18 protein-coding genes and 1 tRNA gene are annotated in these 16,747 nt (G+C 72.2%); 6 read left to right on the top strand and 13 right to left on the bottom strand.

Features of this window, described 5'->3' with window-relative positions:
- Positions 1-23: 23 nt before the first annotated feature.
- Positions 24-1,307 carry a peptidoglycan-binding protein gene (locus ACIQM3_RS13125; protein ID WP_401623077.1) on the bottom strand — a complete coding sequence of 428 codons (1,284 nt, stop codon included), beginning with the start codon at positions 1,305-1,307 and terminating at the stop codon, positions 24-26.
- A 169-nt stretch (positions 1,308-1,476) separates the two neighbouring features.
- Between ACIQM3_RS13125 and ACIQM3_RS13120 the strand changes: the two genes are divergently transcribed.
- Positions 1,477-1,550 (top strand) — tRNA-Lys (locus ACIQM3_RS13120).
- A gap of 98 nt (positions 1,551-1,648) precedes the next feature.
- Here the strand turns inward: ACIQM3_RS13120 and ACIQM3_RS13115 are convergent.
- The 3 genes from ACIQM3_RS13115 to ACIQM3_RS13105 form a co-directional block, all read right to left on the bottom strand.
- Positions 1,649-2,434, bottom strand: coding sequence for an ABC transporter permease (locus ACIQM3_RS13115; protein ID WP_401623074.1), 786 nt, complete (start codon positions 2,432-2,434; stop codon positions 1,649-1,651).
- A complete protein-coding gene (locus tag ACIQM3_RS13110; protein WP_401623071.1) occupies positions 2,431-3,432 on the bottom strand; it encodes an ATP-binding cassette domain-containing protein in 1,002 nt (333 codons plus the stop codon). Before ACIQM3_RS13110 ends, ACIQM3_RS13115 begins: the two co-directional genes overlap by 4 nt.
- 94 nt (positions 3,433-3,526) lie before the next feature.
- A complete protein-coding gene (locus ACIQM3_RS13105; protein ID WP_401623068.1) occupies positions 3,527-3,916 on the bottom strand; it encodes a VOC family protein in 390 nt (129 codons plus the stop codon).
- A gap of 125 nt (positions 3,917-4,041) precedes the next feature.
- Here ACIQM3_RS13105 and ACIQM3_RS13100 point away from each other — a divergent pair, with 125 nt between their 5' ends.
- The gene (locus ACIQM3_RS13100) at positions 4,042-4,926 is read left to right on the top strand and encodes a LysR family transcriptional regulator (protein WP_401623065.1); all 885 of its coding nucleotides are present in this window, start codon (positions 4,042-4,044) and stop codon (positions 4,924-4,926) included.
- A gap of 243 nt (positions 4,927-5,169) precedes the next feature.
- Here ACIQM3_RS13100 and ACIQM3_RS13095 read toward each other — a convergent pair whose 3' ends face one another.
- The 5 genes from ACIQM3_RS13095 to ACIQM3_RS13075 form a co-directional block, all read right to left on the bottom strand.
- Positions 5,170-5,856 (bottom strand): class F sortase, encoded by a 687-nt coding sequence (locus ACIQM3_RS13095; protein WP_401623062.1) that lies wholly within the window; start codon positions 5,854-5,856, stop codon positions 5,170-5,172.
- Position 5,857: 1 nt separating this feature from the next.
- The gene (locus ACIQM3_RS13090; protein ID WP_401623059.1) at positions 5,858-6,418 is read right to left on the bottom strand and encodes a hypothetical protein; all 561 of its coding nucleotides are present in this window, start codon (positions 6,416-6,418) and stop codon (positions 5,858-5,860) included.
- Positions 6,419-6,484: 66 nt separating this feature from the next.
- Complete coding sequence (locus tag ACIQM3_RS13085; RefSeq protein ID WP_401623056.1) at positions 6,485-7,279, bottom strand: HAD-IIA family hydrolase; 795 nt, start codon at positions 7,277-7,279, stop codon at positions 6,485-6,487.
- Positions 7,280-7,463: 184 nt separating this feature from the next.
- Positions 7,464-8,333: a hypothetical protein gene (locus ACIQM3_RS13080; protein ID WP_401623053.1), complete on the bottom strand. Its 870-nt coding sequence runs from the start codon at positions 8,331-8,333 to the stop codon at positions 7,464-7,466.
- A gap of 136 nt (positions 8,334-8,469) precedes the next feature.
- Positions 8,470-9,615, bottom strand: a complete 1,146-nt coding sequence (locus ACIQM3_RS13075; RefSeq protein WP_401623050.1) for an ROK family protein — start codon at positions 9,613-9,615, stop codon at positions 8,470-8,472.
- A 56-nt stretch (positions 9,616-9,671) separates the two neighbouring features.
- Between ACIQM3_RS13075 and ACIQM3_RS13070 the strand changes: the two genes are divergently transcribed.
- Complete coding sequence (locus ACIQM3_RS13070) at positions 9,672-10,769, top strand: Gfo/Idh/MocA family oxidoreductase (protein ID WP_401623047.1); 1,098 nt, start codon at positions 9,672-9,674, stop codon at positions 10,767-10,769.
- 5 nt (positions 10,770-10,774) lie between these two features.
- Entirely contained in the window at positions 10,775-11,254 is a 480-nt protein-coding gene (locus ACIQM3_RS13065) for a heme-degrading domain-containing protein (RefSeq protein ID WP_401623044.1), read from the top strand.
- Positions 11,255-11,339: 85 nt separating this feature from the next.
- On the opposite strand, the gene ACIQM3_RS13060 is transcribed toward ACIQM3_RS13065, so the two are convergent.
- From ACIQM3_RS13060 to ACIQM3_RS13045, 4 genes are all read right to left on the bottom strand, one after another.
- Complete coding sequence (locus ACIQM3_RS13060) at positions 11,340-12,200, bottom strand: fumarylacetoacetate hydrolase family protein (RefSeq protein WP_401623041.1); 861 nt, start codon at positions 12,198-12,200, stop codon at positions 11,340-11,342.
- A 125-nt stretch (positions 12,201-12,325) separates the two neighbouring features.
- Positions 12,326-13,096, bottom strand: a complete 771-nt coding sequence (locus tag ACIQM3_RS13055; RefSeq protein WP_401623038.1) for a YidC/Oxa1 family membrane protein insertase — start codon at positions 13,094-13,096, stop codon at positions 12,326-12,328.
- Positions 13,097-13,181: 85 nt separating this feature from the next.
- Positions 13,182-13,514, bottom strand: a complete 333-nt coding sequence (locus ACIQM3_RS13050) for a DUF6412 domain-containing protein (RefSeq protein ID WP_104786092.1) — start codon at positions 13,512-13,514, stop codon at positions 13,182-13,184.
- Between the two features lie 44 nt (positions 13,515-13,558).
- Positions 13,559-14,092, bottom strand: coding sequence for a winged helix-turn-helix transcriptional regulator (locus ACIQM3_RS13045; protein WP_401623034.1), 534 nt, complete (start codon positions 14,090-14,092; stop codon positions 13,559-13,561).
- Between the two features lie 130 nt (positions 14,093-14,222).
- Here ACIQM3_RS13045 and ACIQM3_RS13040 point away from each other — a divergent pair, with 130 nt between their 5' ends.
- On the top strand, positions 14,223-15,629 hold the full coding sequence (locus tag ACIQM3_RS13040) for an MFS transporter (RefSeq protein WP_401623031.1): 1,407 nt from the start codon (positions 14,223-14,225) through the stop codon (positions 15,627-15,629).
- A gap of 100 nt (positions 15,630-15,729) precedes the next feature.
- On the top strand, positions 15,730-16,737 hold the full coding sequence (locus tag ACIQM3_RS13035) for an SEC-C domain-containing protein (protein WP_401623028.1): 1,008 nt from the start codon (positions 15,730-15,732) through the stop codon (positions 16,735-16,737).
- Positions 16,738-16,747: the final 10 nt, after the last annotated feature.

Below are 16,747 nucleotides of genomic sequence, written 5' to 3'. Positions count from 1 at the left end.
TGTCCGTTCCGTCGCTTCACCCGTCACGCGAAGAGCCGTCGCCATGTCTCCGGCCCCGGATATCCGTCGGCCGCGCCCCCGCTCCAGCCCTGGGCGCGCTGGAACGCCTGGACGTTGCGGCGGTCCGCCTCCGTCCAGCGCGGGCCGGGGCCGGTCACGTAGTGCGCGCCGTATCCCTTCTTCACCAGCCGGTCGCCGAGCTGTTCGACGTGGCTGCTGGACTGCCCCGGCCGGAAGAAGCTCTTCCCCGGGTACGCCACGGCCCCGCCCGTGGTGCCGCCGGACCCGGCGGCGGGGATCCTGTGGCCGGTGCCCTTGACCAGCAGGCTCCAGGTGCCCGGGCCGGGGACGCCGTCCGCTTCCTTGCCCTTCCACCCCTGCGCCAGCTGGAACGCCTGGGTCGCCCGCTTGTCCGCGTCGCTCCAGCGCGGCCCCGCGCCCTCCTTGTAGAAGCGCTTGCCGCCCTGAGCGATGAGCAGCTGCCCGAGCCGGGTCACATGCGCGTTGTCGGCGCCGGGACCGAACTTCCCGGCCCCGGGGAACGGGGTGGCCGAGCCGCTGCCGCCCGCGCCGGTGACGATGCCCTTGTAGCGGTAGGCCACGTACTTCGAGGAGTTGCTCCAGTACGCCATCGGCGTCGTCGCCTTCCGCGCGTTCGGGCGGGTCTGCTCGTACGCGAGGTAGTGACTGTGCGTGTGGTCGGTCCAACCGCCGAAGACCGTGACGTGCGACCCCACCGCGGGGTCGGCCAGGTTGTGGAAGAGGAGGATGTCGCCGGGCTCCAGGTCGGCCCGGGCGATCTTCGTCCCGAAGGTGGCGAGGCTGCCGGTCCACTCGTTGCTGCCGAGGTTCCATGCCATCGACACGAAGCCGGAGCAGTCCTGCCGGTAGCCGTCCGACCAGTACGCCGCCATGTCGTACGGGACCTTCGCCGTCACCCACTTCTTGGCGCGGTTGATGATCTCGGTCCGTGTCGTCGTGCGCGGCGCCGTGTCCGGGGCGGAGGGCGGCCCGGAGGATCCGTCGCTGTTGAGGGGGCCCACCGTGCCCTGGGGGGTGACCGGCTGGGGGTCGGTCACCGTGCCGCCGCGGGCGTCCCGCCCGGCTGCGGTGGCGGCCTGACCTGCGCCGCAGGACAGGACCACCCCCGCCGCGGTGACCAGCACCAGCGCCCGCCTCGCACCGTACGCGGCCGGGTGGCCGCCGTGCCGCACGGGTAGCGCGGCGGCCGTACGGCGTCGTTGCGCGCAGCCCGGACAGCCACAGTCGGCAGCGGGTTCGTACTCCTCGAAGACCGGCACGGTCATGCGACTCCTCTTCCCCTCGGCAGTCGTCCAGATCTTCCGCATCTCAACTTTCCGGGCATATCTCATGGTGACGGATTAAAGAGACAAAACGACCATCCGACAGGCCGTACCGAAGAGGAATTGGTCAGGAGCACTCCTGGACATCGGGTAAAGTTCTTCAGGTCAGCAGGCGCCGTTAGCTCAGTTGGTTAGAGCAGCTGACTCTTAATCAGCGGGTCCGGGGTTCGAGTCCCTGACGGCGCACGCAACAGCGAGGCCCCCTCACCGAGTGTGAGGGGGCCTCGCTCATGTCCGCCTCTGCGCGGCACATCCGAGCAGCGCATCGAGATCTGCGCCTGGCGTTACTTCGGGTCGTCGTTGAACCTCGAGGCCGACCAGACGTAGCCGAGCACCACCAGACCCAGGCACCAGGCGACGGCCAGCCATCCGTTGTGGCCGATCTCGGTGCCGAGGAGGAGGCCCCGGAGGGTCTCGATGGCCGGGGTGAAGGGCTGGTACTCGGCGATCGGCTGGAACCAGCCCGGCATCGACTCGACCGGGGTGAAGGCGCTGGACAGGAGCGGCAGGAGGATTAGCGGCATGGCGTTGTTGCTGGCGGCCTCGGCGTTCGGGCTGACCAGCCCCATGCCGACGGCGATCCAGGTCAGCGCCAGGGCGAAGAGCACGAGCAGCCCGAATGCCGCGATCCACTCGACGGCCGTGGCCTGGGTGGAGCGGAACCCGATGGCCACGCCGACGGCGCCGACGAGGACCACGCTCATGACCGCTTGCAGGACGCTGCCGGCGACGTGCCCGATGAGGACGGAGCCGCGGTGGATGGCCATGGTGCGGAAGCGGGCGATGATGCCCTCGGTCATGTCCGTGGAGACGGACACGGCGGTACCGACCGTGGTGGAGCCGATCGTCATCAGCAGGATGCCCGGGACCAGGTACGCGATGTAGTCGGAGCGGTCTCCTCCGCCGATGCCCGCGCTCATCGTGTCGCCGAAGATGTAGACGAAGAGCAGGAGGAGCATGACCGGGGTGAGCAGCAGGTTCAGGGTGAGCGAGGGGTAGCGCCGGGCGTGCAGCAGGTTGCGGCGCAGCATGGTGGACGAGTCGCGCACGGCGAGGGAGAGGGAACTCATCGGACAGTCTCCTTGGACTGGCTGGGTACACCGGCCGGGCCGGTCAGGGCGAAGAACACGTCGTCGAGGTCGGGGGTGTGCACGGTGAGTTCGTCCGCCTCGATGCCGGCCGAGTCCAGCCGGTCGAGGACGGCGCGCAGTTCGCGCTGGCTGCCGTCGCTGGGGATCTGCAGTGCGAGTGCCTCGTCGTCCCGGGCGGCCTCGCCCAGGCTGGAGGCGGCGGAACGGTACGCGGCGGGGTCGGTGAAGCGGAGCCGGATGTGTCCGCCGGGGACGATTCGCTTGAGCTCGTCGGCGCTGCCCTCGGCGGCGAGCTTGCCGTCGTGGAGCACGGCGATGCGGTCGGCGAGTTCGTCCGCCTCCTCCAGGTACTGGGTGGTGAGGAAGACCGTCACCCCTTCGGACACCAGCCCGCGGATGATGCCCCACATGTTGTGGCGGCTGCGGGGGTCGAGACCGGTGGTCGGCTCGTCCAGGAAGATGATCCTCGGGCCGCCGACCAGCGTCATGGCGATGTCCAGACGGCGCTTCATACCGCCCGAGTAGGTGGAGGCCGGCTTCCTCGCCGCCTCCACCAGATCGAACCGCTCCAGCAGCTCGGCCGTGGTGCGCCGCCCCTGGGCCTTGGAGAGGTGGTGCAGGTCGGCCATCAGGAGCATGTTCTCCTCCCCGGTGATCAGACCGTCGACCGCCGAGAACTGCCCGGTGACACCGATCGCGGCCCGCACCGCCTGCGGGTCGGTCGCCAGATCGCGGCCCGCGACCTGCGCCTGCCCGCCGTCGGCGGTGACGAGCGTGGAGAGGATCTTCACGGCGGTGGTCTTGCCCGCCCCGTTCGGGCCGAGCAGGGCGAAGACCGAGCCGGCCGGGATGTGCAGGTCGATGCCGTCGAGGACGGTCTTGTCCCCGTAGGACTTGCGCAGACCGACGGCGGAGATGGCGGCGGGCGGCCGCTGACCACCGGGCCGACCGATCGTGGGCATGACAGATGAAGGCATGGAGCCCTCCCGTTCGGGGTGAAGTGTCAGGGAAATCAGTTGAGTCGCGGAGCTCGCGGAAGTGGGGAGCTCGCGGGATGGGAAAGGAGGGGCCTCAGGCGCCGGCGGGCGGCACCCACTCCACGATCTGGATCACCACGCCGTTGGGGTCGACGAGCTGCAGCATCCATTCGCCCCACGGCTCCTGGCGCAACGGTTCCAGGATCCGTGCGCCCTCCCGCCGCAGCCGCTGGTGTTCGGCGGCGAGGTCGGTGACCGTGAAGCAGACCCGCACCTCGGGCTGCATGCCTGACTGCTCCCGGCGGGAACGCGGTTCGGGACCACATTCCAGTACGACGAGGTCGCTGGCCGCGTCGTCCCGCGAGAGGTGGATGACGCCCTCGGCCGCCAGCACCTCCCGGAACCCCAGATGGTCGGTGAAGAACCGGCTCGATGCCGCCGGATCGCCGACGGCCAGCACCACCGCCGACGCGATGATATTCATGCGCTGAGCTCCTTCCTCGTGGCCGACTGCCCTCTGGTCAAGCATCGGCAGTACGGGAAGGTGAATCAACGACGTATCCTGCAACGCCGGTTAACACAGCACTTCATGAATCGGGGTCGGACAGCGTGGAGTTGCGGGAGATCGAGATCTTCCTCGCCTTGGCGGAGGAGCTCCACTTCGGCCGTACGGCGGACCGGCTGCGCGTCACTCCGGCCCGGGTCAGCCAGGTCATCAAGAAGCAGGAACGCGCCATCGGCGCCGAACTGTTCAAGCGGACCAGCCGCAACGTCCAGCTGACCGACGTCGGCCGGCAGCTGAGGGACGGCCTCGCCGTCGGCTATCAGCAGATCCAGGACGCCCTGGCCACCGCGGCCGCAGCCGGCCAGGGCATTTCCGGGGAACTCCGCGTGGCCTACTCGGCCGCCTGGGCCGGCAACCTCGTCGTGGCGGCCGCCGACACGTTCCGCACCCGCCACCCCGACTGCGTGGTCCACATCCAGGACTCCCAGCTGAACGATCCCCTCGGGCCGCTGCGCGACGGCAGCCGCGACATCCAGCTGAGCGAGCTGCCGATCGACGAGCCCGACATCGTCAACGGCCCGGTGCTCTTCTCCGAGCCCCGCGCACTCGTCGTTCCCGCCCGCCACCCGTTCGCCGAACGGGAGACCGTCTCCGTGGAGGACCTCGCGGAGGCACCGCTGGTCACCATCACCGGCCAGCCCTCGTACTTCCTCGACCTCCACTACCCCCGCCACACCCCGAAGGGCCGGCCCATCCCGCGCGGCCCGTCGACCACCGCCTGGCAGGAGGTGCTGGCCCTGGTCGGCGCGGGCAAGGGTGTCTCCCCCACCTCCCACCGCGCGGCGCAGTACTACTCGCGCCCGGACATCGTCTACGTCCCGTTCCGCGACGCGCCGCCGGTGGAGTACGGACTCCTCTGGCCGGCCACGGGAAACACCCCGAAGGTGCGCGCGTTCGTCAAGGCCGTCCTGGAGACCGCCGCACTCTGACGGAACGCCTCGGGACCCGCCGGGCTGCCCGGTGGCGCGGGCCAGGCCCCGCCCGGATCCGGACATCCTGCCGAAAACACTCCGAGTGCGGGGCGCCGTCGGCCTACAGTGTCGTCCCGGTGCGAACGACCCGACCTCCCGCGTCGTGCCCGGGTCACTCCCGCGGTCCGGACACCGTGGTGGAGGACCGGCCCGGCCGGCGGCTCCGAGGGGGAGCGGGCGCCGACCGGGCCGGGTTGCCGTTCATGCGCGGCTCTTCGAGCCGTCCTTCTCCACGCCCTTCTCCGCCGTCAGGTACGCGGAGACGACGACGTTGGCCGTGTACGCATGGGACTTGTGGTCGTACGTACCGCCGCAGGTGATCAGCCGGAGCTCCGCCCGCCCGTCCTTGCGGGGCCCGTACGCCTTCTGTGCGTCGAAGCGTTCGCGGGTGAAGACCTGGACGTCGTCGATGGTGAATTCGGCGATCTTCCCGTCGGACCGGCTCACCCGGACCTTCTCGCCCGGTCTCGCGGCGCTGAGCCCGTAGAAGACGGCCGGCTTCGTCTCGGTGTCGACATGGCCGACGAAGAGCGCGGCGCCCTCCGTGCCGGGCTCGGTGCCCTCGGCGTACCAGCCGACGGCGCCCGGCGTCTCGAACGGCGGGGGCTCGATCGCCCCTTCGTCGTCCAGCCCGCGGTTCACGAGGTCCGCGTCGATCCCGATGGAGGGGATCTCGACCCGCTGCGGCGTGGCACCGTCCAGCGGGTCGTGCGCCGGGGGCAGCGGCACACCCAGGGGGCGGCCGACCGCCGCGACGTCCCCTGTCGTCGGGGCGGAGTTCCCCGCTGTGGCCGCACGGCCCCACAGCCAGAGTCCCAGCAGGAGAACGGCCCACGTGACACCGGTCAGCAGCCGTCCGGTCCCGGCGGGACGGTCCGGGGCCGACATGTCAGTGCTGCGCCGGGCGGCGGCGTCGCGCGCTGCGGAACGCGACGGCGACGGCCGCGACGGCGCCCAGTCCGAGACCGATCACCGCGTGCCGGGTGCCGGGGCCCTCGTCGGCGGCCTCCTCGGCGAGCACCGCGGTCCCTCCGCCGCCGGCCCTCACGGGGGCGACGGGCGAGGGGCGGCTGTGATGGACGACGGTGAGCGTGCCGGTGGCCTTGCCGTGGCCGTCCTTGCAGGTCACCCAGACCTCGTAGTCGTCGGGGGCGGCGTCGGAGCGGATCCGGGCCTCGGCGACGAGCTCCTTGCCGTCACCCCGCTCGAAGCGCGCTTCGGAGGCGAAGGCCTCGGAGTTACCCCGGGCCGACCTGCCCTTGCCGCAGGCATCGGTCCGGAGTTCCACCTCCCCGCCGGGTGAGACACGGGACGGGCTGACCGAGACCGTCCCGGAACGCTTCTCGTCCCTGGAGTCGTCGGACTTGGAATCGGCCTGCGCGGCGGACGCGGGAAGGGCTATCGTCCCGGCCACGATCGCGGCACAGAACGTGAGGGGCAGTGAACGCATCGTAAACCTCCTGAGTGAAGGTTCACGCTCCGGGCGGCACCCCGCATCCGCTGTAGCCCGGTCGGGTTACGTCAGGGGCAGATCGACCAGGTCGACGAGGTCCGCGATCGAGTCGACGACCGTGGACGGCCGGAAGGGGTACCGGTCCATGTCGTCCTCCGTGGTCAGGCCGGTGAGGACCAGGAAGGTCTGCATCCCCGCCTCCAGACCGGCCAGCACGTCGGTGTCCATCCGGTCGCCGATCATGGCGGAGGTCTCGGAGTGGGCACCGATGGCGTTGAGCCCGGTCCGCATCATCAGCGGGTTGGGCTTGCCCGCGAAGTACGGCGCCTTGCCCGTGGCCTTGGTGATCAGCGCGGCGACCGAGCCGGTCGCGGGCAGCGGCCCCTCGGCCGACGGGCCGGTCTCGTCCGGGTTGGTGCAGATGAAGCGGGCACCGCCGTTGATCAGCCGGATCGCCTTGGTGAGGGCCTCGAAGCTGTAGGTCCGGGTCTCTCCCAGCACGACGTAATCGGGCTCGTGGTCGGTGAGGACGTAGCCGATGTCGTGCAGCGCGGTGGTGAGCCCGGCCTCGCCGATGACGTACGCCGTGCCGCGCGGCCGCTGGTCGTCCAGGAACTGGGCGGTGGCCAGGGCGGAGGTCCAGATGTTCTCCACGGGCACGTCCAGACCCATGCGCTTGAGGCGCGCGTGCAGGTCGCGGGCGGTGTAGATGGAGTTGTTGGTGAGGACCAGGAACGGCAGCCCGGAATCGCGCAGCCGCTTGATGAAGGCGTCGGCCCCGGGGATCGGTGTGCCCTCGTGGATGAGGACCCCGTCCATGTCGGTCAGCCAGGATTCGATCGGCTTGCGCTCTGCCATGTGACGGGCTCCTGCCGTACGCGCTGTGCACTCGGGGTGCTGGACGCCGGCGGCACCGCGTTGTGCAGCGCCGACGCCCTGATCCTAGGCCGCACGCTCCACCGGCCGGAACCGACCGGACGCGGGCAGCCGGTCGGGGCCGGCTCCCGGTCCCTCGACGCACTCGCCCGCGGGGAGGCCCAGGTCAGGCCCGTACGCGACGGATCCTGCGTGCGCCCGCCAGGGCGGCCACACCGCCGGCGAGCAGCACACCGGCAGCGAGTCCGGCCGCGGCGGCCTGGTCCTCCTGCCCGGTGCGGGCCAGTTCGGAGGTCTCCGTACCGCTCTCCTCGTCGGCGTCCTTCCCGGGCCCGGTGGGCTCCAGGTCGGTCCCCCCGTCGAGGTCTCCCTCGACGACGTCGAAGGTGTAGTCCTCCGACTCCCCCACCCAGTCACCGTCGTCGCCGCGCCGCTCCACCGCCGCCAGCCGCTGCACGACGGCCGCGTTGGCCGTGACCCGTCCGGGCTCGGTGTCCGAGGTGAAGGCCATCCGGACCTGGACGGTGACGGTGCCCCCCGCCGGCACGGTGAAGCCGGGGAAGTCGTCGTCCTCGCCGCCGCCGAAGACCCCGATCTGCTCGTGCCGTTCCGTGGTCTCCCAGGAGACGCGGTGCCGCGTGTCCGGGTCGGACTCCTCGGAGAACTCCAGCTGGATCCGGGCGGGGGTGAGCGTGCGGTCCTCGTCGGTGAGCACCAGCACCGGGTGGATGGCCCGGCACGGCTCGGCCGTGGTGTTGGTGAGGTCGAGGTACCAGATTCCGTAGCCGCCGCCGGAGGCGTAGGTGTCCGGGCCGCCGTGGATCCGGGTCTCGATCGGGAAGCTCTCTGCGTCCGGCTCACCGCAGACGGGCTGCCGGTCGTCGGCGACGACCGAGGTGGGGGCCACGGGCGCCGCGTCCGCCTGGGTACCGCCGAGGAGGACGGCGGGTACGGCGAATCCGGCCGCGAGCCCGAACGTCCCGAGGGTGGAGAAGACACGGCCGTCGCGTGACCGCGCGGGGGGTTTGAGGGGCATGGGAGAACACCCTTCGCTGCTCGCGAACGACCGGCGCGGGGAGGCCGGCTGCCGGGGACGACGCTGCCACGCGCGCGCGTGGGCGGCCACCGCCGAGCGGGCGACACCGCCCGTACGGGCGTCGGAAACCGCCCGATCAGCCCCGCCCGGACCGCTCTTCGGCCTCGCCCGCCCGGCCGAAGAGCGGGGCGAGGACCAGCTGGGCCGCTCCCTCGGCGACGGGGCGGTCCCCGCCGCCGGCCACGGTTACGGGGACGGCGGCGGGGACGCCCTCGCGCCGGGCGCGCTCCTCGATGACGGCGCGGACCCCGCTCAGGTAGGCGTCCTCGTCGGCGGCGACGGTACGGCCGCCGAGGACGACCCGGTCGATGTCGAGCAGCCCTACGAGGTTGGCGGCCCCCGCCCCGAGGACCCTGGCGGCCTCCGCGATGTCGCCGCGGGCGGCGGCGGCCAGGCAGAGCGCCTCGATGCAGCCGCGCCCGCCGCAGCCGCACGGGGGGCCGTCCAGCTGGAGGGTCTGGTGGCCGAACTCTCCGGCGCCGGTACGGGCTCCTCGGTGCAGGGCCCCGCCGAGGACGAGACCGGCGCCGAGGCCCGTGCCCAGGTGGAGGTAGGCGAAGTCGGCGTCGGCGCGTTCGCGCAGGGCGAGGCCGAGGGCGGCGGCGTTGGTGTCCTTGTCGACGACGACGGGCAGTCCGATGTGCCGGGCGAGGGCGTCGCGCAGGGGGTAGCCGTCCCACTGGGGAAAGCCGGTGACCCGGTGCAGCACTCCGCCCCGGTGGTCCAGGGGGCCCGGCAGCGCGGCACCCACGCCGAAGACCTGCCGGGCTGCGATGCTGAGGCCCTGGGGGCCCTCTGCCCGTACCGTCTGCACCGCGTGGGCGGCCGTCGCGAGGACTTCGGCGGCCGGGGCTCCGAGGTCGAGCGGGAAGGTGCGGGTGGCGACCGTGGTGCCGGCGAGATCGGTCAGGACGGCGGTGAGTTCGTCACGGTCCAGGTGGAGCCCGACGGCGTATCCGGCGTCCGGGACCAGGCGCAGGACGGTGCGGGGTTTGCCGCCCGTGGAGGCCAGCCGGCCCGCTTCGGCGGCGAGGCCCTCCGCGCGGAGCCTGGCGGTGATCTTGCTGACGGCCTGCGGGGTGAGCCCGGTGCGCTCGGCGAGCTCCAGCCGGCTGATGCCCCGCTCACCGGCGACACGCAGCAGGTCGAGGACGAGCGACGCGTTGTGGTGGCGCAGCGCCGGGAGATTCGCCCCGCCGCTCCTGCTGTTGCTCCTGTTCACCGCACCATTGTCTCTATAGCTTGCACTTTGGCAACAGCGTTGCTTAAGTGGATCGCATGACTGCCAACGCTCCTCTCCGCGTCGGGCTCGTCGGCTACGGCCTGGCGGGTTCCGTCTTCCACGCCCCGCTGGTCGCCGCGACCGAGGGCCTCGTCCTCGACACGGTCGTCACGTCGAACGAGGAGCGGCGGGCGCAGGCCCGCGCCGAGTTCCCCGGCGTGCGGTTCGCGGCCTCGCCCGACGAGCTGTGGCCGCGCGCGGACGAGCTGGACCTGATCGTGATCGCCTCGCCGAACAAGACGCACGTCCCGCTCGCGCGGGCGGCGCTGGAGGCGGGGCTGCCGGTGGTCGTGGACAAGCCGCTCGCGGGCACGGCCGCCGAGGCCCGTGAGCTGGCCGCGCTGGCCGAGGAGCGGGGGCTGCTGCTCTCGGTCTTCCAGAACCGCCGCTGGGACAACGACTTCCTCACGCTGACCGGCCTCATCGAGGAGGGCGAGCTCGGTGAGGTGCAGCGCTTCGAGTCCCGCTTCGAGCGGTGGCGTCCGCAGCTGAAGGGCGGCTGGCGCGAGTCGGGCGACCCGGACGAGATCGGCGGGCTGCTGTACGACCTGGGCAGCCATGTCGTCGACCAGGCGCTCACGCTGTTCGGGCCGGCGGTGCAGGTGTACGCGGAGTCCGACGTACGCCGCCCGGGTGCGGCGGCCGACGACGACACCTTCATCGCGATCACGCACCGCGACGGCGTGCGCTCGCACCTCTACATGAGCGCCACCACGGCCCAGCTCGGCCCGCGTTTCCGGGTCCTCGGCTCGAAGGCGGGCTATGTGAAGTACGGCCTGGACCCGCAGGAGGCCGCGCTGCGTGAGGGCGCGCGTCCGGCGGCCGGCGCGCCGTGGGGCGAGGAGCCGGAGGAGCTGTGGGGGCGGATCGGTTCCGGTGAGTCCCCGCTGACCGGTGGCGGCGACCCGGTCCGCACACTGCCGGGCGACTATCCCGCGTACTACGCGGCCGTGGCCTCGGCCCTGAGCGGCAAGGGCGAGAACCCGGTGACGGCTCTGCAGGCCGCCGCCGCACTGGATGTCCTGGAGGCGGCGCGGCGCTCGGCCCGTGAGGGCGTGTCCGTGACGCTTCTGCCCCACCACGACGAGGAGTAGCACGCATGAGCACCGACGCTCCGACCATCTCCGAGCTGATCGCGCAGGAGCGGCGACTGACGCTGCCGCGTTTCGGCTACGACGACGCGTACGCGCTGGGCGGCCTGCTGGTCGCGCTGGCCCGCGAGCGCCACGCCCCGGTCGCGATCGACATCCGGCGGGGCGGCCAGCAGCTGTTCCACGCCGCGCTGCCGGGTTCGAGCGCGGACAACGACGCCTGGATCGAGCGTAAGCGGAAGGTGGTGGAGCGGTACGGGGAGAGCTCCTACCTGGTCGGGACTCGGTTCCGGGCGAAGGGCACCACGTTCGAGGAGTCCTCGCGGCTGGACCCGGACACGTACGCCGCGCACGGCGGCTCGTTCCCGATCGCGGTGGAGGGCGCCGGCGTGATCGGCTCGGTCACCGTGTCGGGGCTCCCGCAGGCCGAGGACCACGCCCTGGTCGTGGAGGCCCTGGAGCAGTTCATGACGCGACCCCAGGCCTGACAGCGGTGCGGGGCGGGACCGCCGGGTGATCCCGGCGGCCCGCCCCGCAGCCGTTCCCCGGGCCTTCGCTCCGGACGAGAGGCCCTTACGCGTCCTTGAGCTCCTGGCGCTGGCGCCCCAGTCCCTCGATCTCGAGCTCCACCACGTCTCCCGCCCGGAGATACGGCTTCGGCTCGGGCCGGCCCATGGCGACGCCCGCCGGGGTGCCGGTGTTGATGACGTCGCCCGGGTAGAGCGTCATGAAGTGGCTCAGATAACGCACGACCTCGCCGACCGGGAAGATCTGCTCGGCCGTGGTGCCGTCCTGCTTCAGCTCGCCGTTGACCCACAGCTTGAGCGGCAGTGCCTGCGGGTCGGGCACCTCGTCCGCCGTGACGAGCCAGGGGCCCAGCGGGTTGAAGGTCTCGCAGTTCTTGCCCTTGTCCCACGTGCCGCCGCGCTCGATCTGGAACTCGCGCTCGGAGACGTCGTGCGAGGTCGCGTATCCGGCGACGTGCCCGAGTGCCTCCTCGGCGGAGTCGAGGTAGCGGGCGGTTCGGCCGATCACGACGGCGAGCTCCACCTCCCAGTCGGTCTTCCGGCTGGCGCGCGGCACCAGCACCGTGTCCTCGGGGCCGACGACGGTGTCGGGGGCCTTGAAGAACAGGATCGGCTCTTCCGGGATCGCCGCCCCGGTCTCGGCCGCGTGGTCGTGGTAGTTCAGCCCGATGCACACGATCTTGCCGATCCGCCCGAGAGGCGGCCCGACCCGCAGGCCCTCCGCGTCGAGCGGGGGCAGGACGTCGGGCGTCTGCGCCGCTTCCCGCACGCGTGCCAGTGCCGAGGCGTCGGCGAGGAGCTCGCCGTCGATGTCGGTGACGAGGCCCGAAAGGTCACGCAAAGTCCCGTTCCGGTCCAGCAGCGCGGGGCGTTCGGAGCCCGCCGTACCCACTCGAAGAAGCTTCAACGGTCCATCTCCCCTTGGTCGCGATCGAGCCCGTCGGTGGGTTGCGGCCAGCGAAAGGCTCGGTCGATCCTCCAAGACATCGGATCACTCCGCAAGACCCTGTTCACACACTGGACCCGATGCGCTTACACGGCGGGCGCGACCGCGGCCTCGGTGGCCGGGGTCTCCCGGTAGAGGTAGGCGCGCTCGATCGCGGTCCAGGTGGTGCTCGTGACGATGTACAGAGCCGCCGCGAGCGGCACGTACGCGACGGAGACGAGGGTCAGGAAGGACATCAGCGGCATGACCTTCGTCATCGCGCCCATGCCGGGCACGGGCTGTCCGTCCGGGCCGGTGGCCGGCGTCATCGGGTTGGCGGCCATCTGCCGCTTGGTGCGTCCGTAGTTGAAGGTGGCGACGGCGGCGACGATCACGAAGAGCGCGAGGTAGACCATCCCCTGCTGGCCGAAGGGGCCGCCGTCGGCCAGCGCGTTGTGCCAGCGCTCGCCGAGCGGGGCTCCGAAGAGTTCGTGACCGAGCAGCGAGTTGGGGTCGCCGCCGATCTTCTGGCTGGAGAAGAGGTGGTAGAGCAGGAAGAAGGCGGGCATCTGGAGCAGGCTCGGGAGGCAGCCGGAGAGCGGTGAGACCTTCTCCTTGGCGTGGAGCTCCATCAACGCCTTCTGCATCCGGTCGGGGTTCTTGGCGTGCTTCTTGCGCAGTTCGGCGATCTGCGGCTGGAGCTTGGTGCGGGCCTTCTGCCCGCGCGCCGCCGCCCGCGAGAGGGGGTGGACGGCGAGGCGCACGAGCGCGGTGAAGAGGACGATCGCGGCGGCGGTGGAGGCGCCTTGGAAGAGGGGCTGGAGCAGGTCGGCGAATGCGCCGACCAGGCTCGCGAATGCGGACATGAACGCGGACATGGGTGAGCCCTCCGGGGGTCTCGTCGTGCCGGGGAGTGAATGACTCGGCAGGACGACCCGCGCAGGGGTGGTGGAGGTGTGCCCTCTACGCGGCCGTCAGGAGGGCGGCCCCGGGCGCTCGGGGCCTGGTGCGTCCCCGGGCGTCGGGGTCACGCTGCGGGAGGAACGCGGTGCGCTTCTCGCGGTCGCGCATGGCGGTGCGCACTCTCGTACGGGGTACGGGGGCGGCGCAGCGGGCGCTGATGACGGAGCAGACGAGGAGCGCCGAGCCGGCGGCCGCGGTGGCGGCGAGCGCGACGGCGGCGGAGAGGCTGCCGCCCTCGGCGAGGAGGACCTCGGTGAGGAACAGGACGAGGAAGGCGGCGGGGCGGAAGAGGCGGGCGACCGCACGGCGTACACGGTTCATGTCGTCGTTCATCGGCCCTCCCCTGTCACTTCGCGCTCGTACGTGTCCTTCAGCCGTTATACACGATCGGTGTCCAGCGGCTGAAGGAGCCGGCGAGGGGTGAGCAGGGCGCGGCTGACGGGGTCGGCGGGGTCGGGGTCGAGTCCCGCGCCGGGCCGCATCTCCACGTCCTCGAGCGGCACACCGATGTTGCCGCAGGCCGCGCACTGGCCGTACGCCCCGAGCTCGCTCCCGCAGGCGGCGTGGAAGAAGTGGCGCAGAGGCTTCGAGCCCTCGATGTGCTCACGGCCCCAGAGACCGAGGGAGCGCAGGGTGGGCCAGAGGGCCTTCCCCTTGTCGGTGAGGACGTATTCGTCGCGCGGGGGTGACTCCTGGTAGCGCCGCTTGGCCAGGACGCCGGCCTCGGTGAGCGCCTGGAGGCGGGAGGCGAGGACGGCGCGCGGGATGCCGAGGTGGCCGAGGAAGTCGTTGTAGCGGCGTACGCCGTAGAAGGCGTCCCGCACGACGAGCAGGGTCCAGCGCTCACCGACCACTTCGAGTGCGCGGGCGATGGAGCACTGCTGTGCCGCGTAGTCCTTACCGAGAGCCATGGACATCACCTTACTCCTTCGGTTCGGTGAACGAACCTACTCGTGCTAGCGTGACACCCTCGGTAGGTTCATTCATCGAACCTTAGGCGCTGACCTGGACCCCAGGCGGGCCGATCCCCGGAGGGACGTCATGACCCAGCAGCCCGTACAGACCGCCGTGGCCGACCGGAGACGGCCGGCGCGTCTCCGCCCGCCGCACCGGCCCGGAGCGACCCTCGCCGTCACCAGTGCGGCCACCGCCGTCGCGCTGATGAACTACACGGCGCCGATGACCACGCTCCCCGCCCTCTCCGGCGCCTTCGCGACCCCGCCGGCCGCCCAGGCCTGGCTGCTCAACGGGGCCCCGCTCGGCCTCGCCGTGCTGCTGCTCGTGGCGGGCAGCCTCGCCGACGACTTCGGCCGCCGCAGGCTCTTCCTGATCGGCACTCTCGGCCTCGGCGTCACCACCGCGCTCGGCGCCCTCACCACGAGCACCGTCGGCTTCACCCTCGCCCGGGCCGGCCAGGGCGCCGCGAGTGCGGCGATCCTCGCCACCAGCCTCGGGCTGCTGGTCGGGGCGTACCCGGTCGGGCACGCGCGGATCAGGGCGATGGGGGTGTGGGGAGCGTTCGTGAGCGCCGGGATCGCGCTCGGCCCGCTCCTCGCGAGCTCGCTCTCCACCCTGGACTGGCGGCTGACGTATCTCGCCCTGGGGCTCGGCGCCCTTGCCACCGGGGCCTTCGCCTTCCGGGTCCTCACGGAGTCCCGCGCACCGCGCGCCGGCCGACCCGACCTGGCGGGCGCCGCCGTGCTCGGCCTGGCGATGACCGCGCTGCTGACGGCACTGACGCTCGGCCGGGACGGCTGGCTGCGCGCACCGGTCGGCCTGCTGCTGCTCGCGGCGCTCGCACTGACCGCGGTCTTCGCCGTGGTGGAGCGCCGGGCGGCGGCCCCGCTGATCGACCTGGCCCTCTTCCGCAGCCGCGCCTTCCTGGCATCGGCGGTGGGCGGCCTGTTCACCGGGCTCTCGGTGATCGGACTGTTCAGCTATCTGCCGACCCTGCTCCAGCACGCGCTCTCGCTGTCGGCCCTGGACTCGGCCTGGCTGTTCCTGCTCTGGTCCGGGACGTCGTTCGCCGTGGCCCTCCAGGCGCGGCGGCTGACCGGCCGGATCACGGCCAGGCACCAGCTGGCGGCCGGCTTCCTCCTCCACGCGGTGGCGGTGCTGCCGATGCTGGGGCTCCTGACCGGCGCACCCAGCGATGCGGAGCCCTCGGTGTGGGCGCGTCTCGTCCCGGCCCTGATCGTGGCCGGCGCGGGCAGCGGCCTGATCAACGCGGCGCTGCCCCGGCTCGCCGTCGAGTCCGTGCCGCCGGAGCGGGCGGCCATGGGATCGGGCGCCAACAACACCGCCCGCTATCTCGGCTCCTCGGCCGGTGTGGCCGTGACGATCGCCGTGGCGACGACTCCGGCGGGCGCCGACGGGGCGGTGCTCCTGTCCGCCGCCACGGCGCTCGCGGCCACGGCCGGCGTCCTCCTCCTGCGGGAGCGCCGCTGAGACTCTCCCCCGGCCGTTCTCCCCGACGCCCTCCGGCCTTCATCAGTACTCCGGCCCGCGCCCTCTCACCTCGCACCCGACCCGCAGTACCGTGTGGTCCATGCGCCCCGACACGCCTGCCGACCACATCGCCGAAGCCGAGCGCCTGCTGCGCACCGCGGCGCAGTATCCCGAGGACCAGGAACCGCTGTTCCTCCAGGCCGCGGCCCATCTGGAGCTCGCCGGTGAGCGCGCCCGCGCGAGCACCCTCTACGACGAACTGCTCGGCTCCCCCGAGACCGCCATCGACCACCCGCATCTGGTCAAAGCGCTCAAAGCGTCCAACCTGTGGGAGTACGGCCATGAGGCGGAGGCCCGCGCGATCATCGACGGCATCCGCGCCGCCGGCCCGCTCGACGCGGCACCGTGGGAGATCGCCGCGGAGACGCTCGAAGCGCACGACGAGCTGGAGGCGGCCCACGACTTCTTCTCGACCGCGCTGACGCTGCTCCTCGCGCCGGGCGAGGAAGTCCCGTATGCCACCCAGTCGCTGGTGACCGGACGCCACCGGGTGCGCAGGCTGATGGGCGTCGCCCACGACGCGTGGGACGAGCTGGCCGACACGCTGCACACCGCCGCCGTCCCCCTCGACGAGCTCCACGACCCGAAGCGTCTGTGGTCCCTCGGCTCCTCGGACCCGGGCGAGCTGCAGGCGGAGATCAACCGGCTCCGCGCCGAGCTGGGCACCTACCGCAGCGCGCTGTCCCGCCCGTTCCCCGTCGCGGTGCTGCACTGGCCCGAGGGCGAGCTGCGGGAACTCCTCACGGCCTACCCGGAGCTGGCCCAGGAGTACCTCTCGCACCAGGACCATCTGGCGCGCCTGGAGGCGGCGCTGCGGGATCTGCATGCGACGGGCACGCCGAATCTCGGCATCGTGACGGGCACGGTCCCCTCGTACGAGGCGTTCGCCGCGTCGGAGGCCGCGTCCCCGTCCGACCCCGACCTGCTCCCCCAGTACGCCACCACGCTGGCGGCCCGTGGCCGCGCCGTCCCGTGGCCCCCCGCGCGGAGCGCGGCGTGCTGGTGCGGCTCGGGGCGTCCGTACCGCGAGTGCCACGGGGCGGGCTGAGGGGCTCCCC

It is taken from the genome of Streptomyces sp. NPDC091271, from assembly GCF_044757505.1.
GTDB lineage: Bacteria > Actinomycetota > Actinomycetes > Streptomycetales > Streptomycetaceae > Streptomyces.
This window is presented reverse-complemented; position numbering and strand designations above follow the sequence as displayed.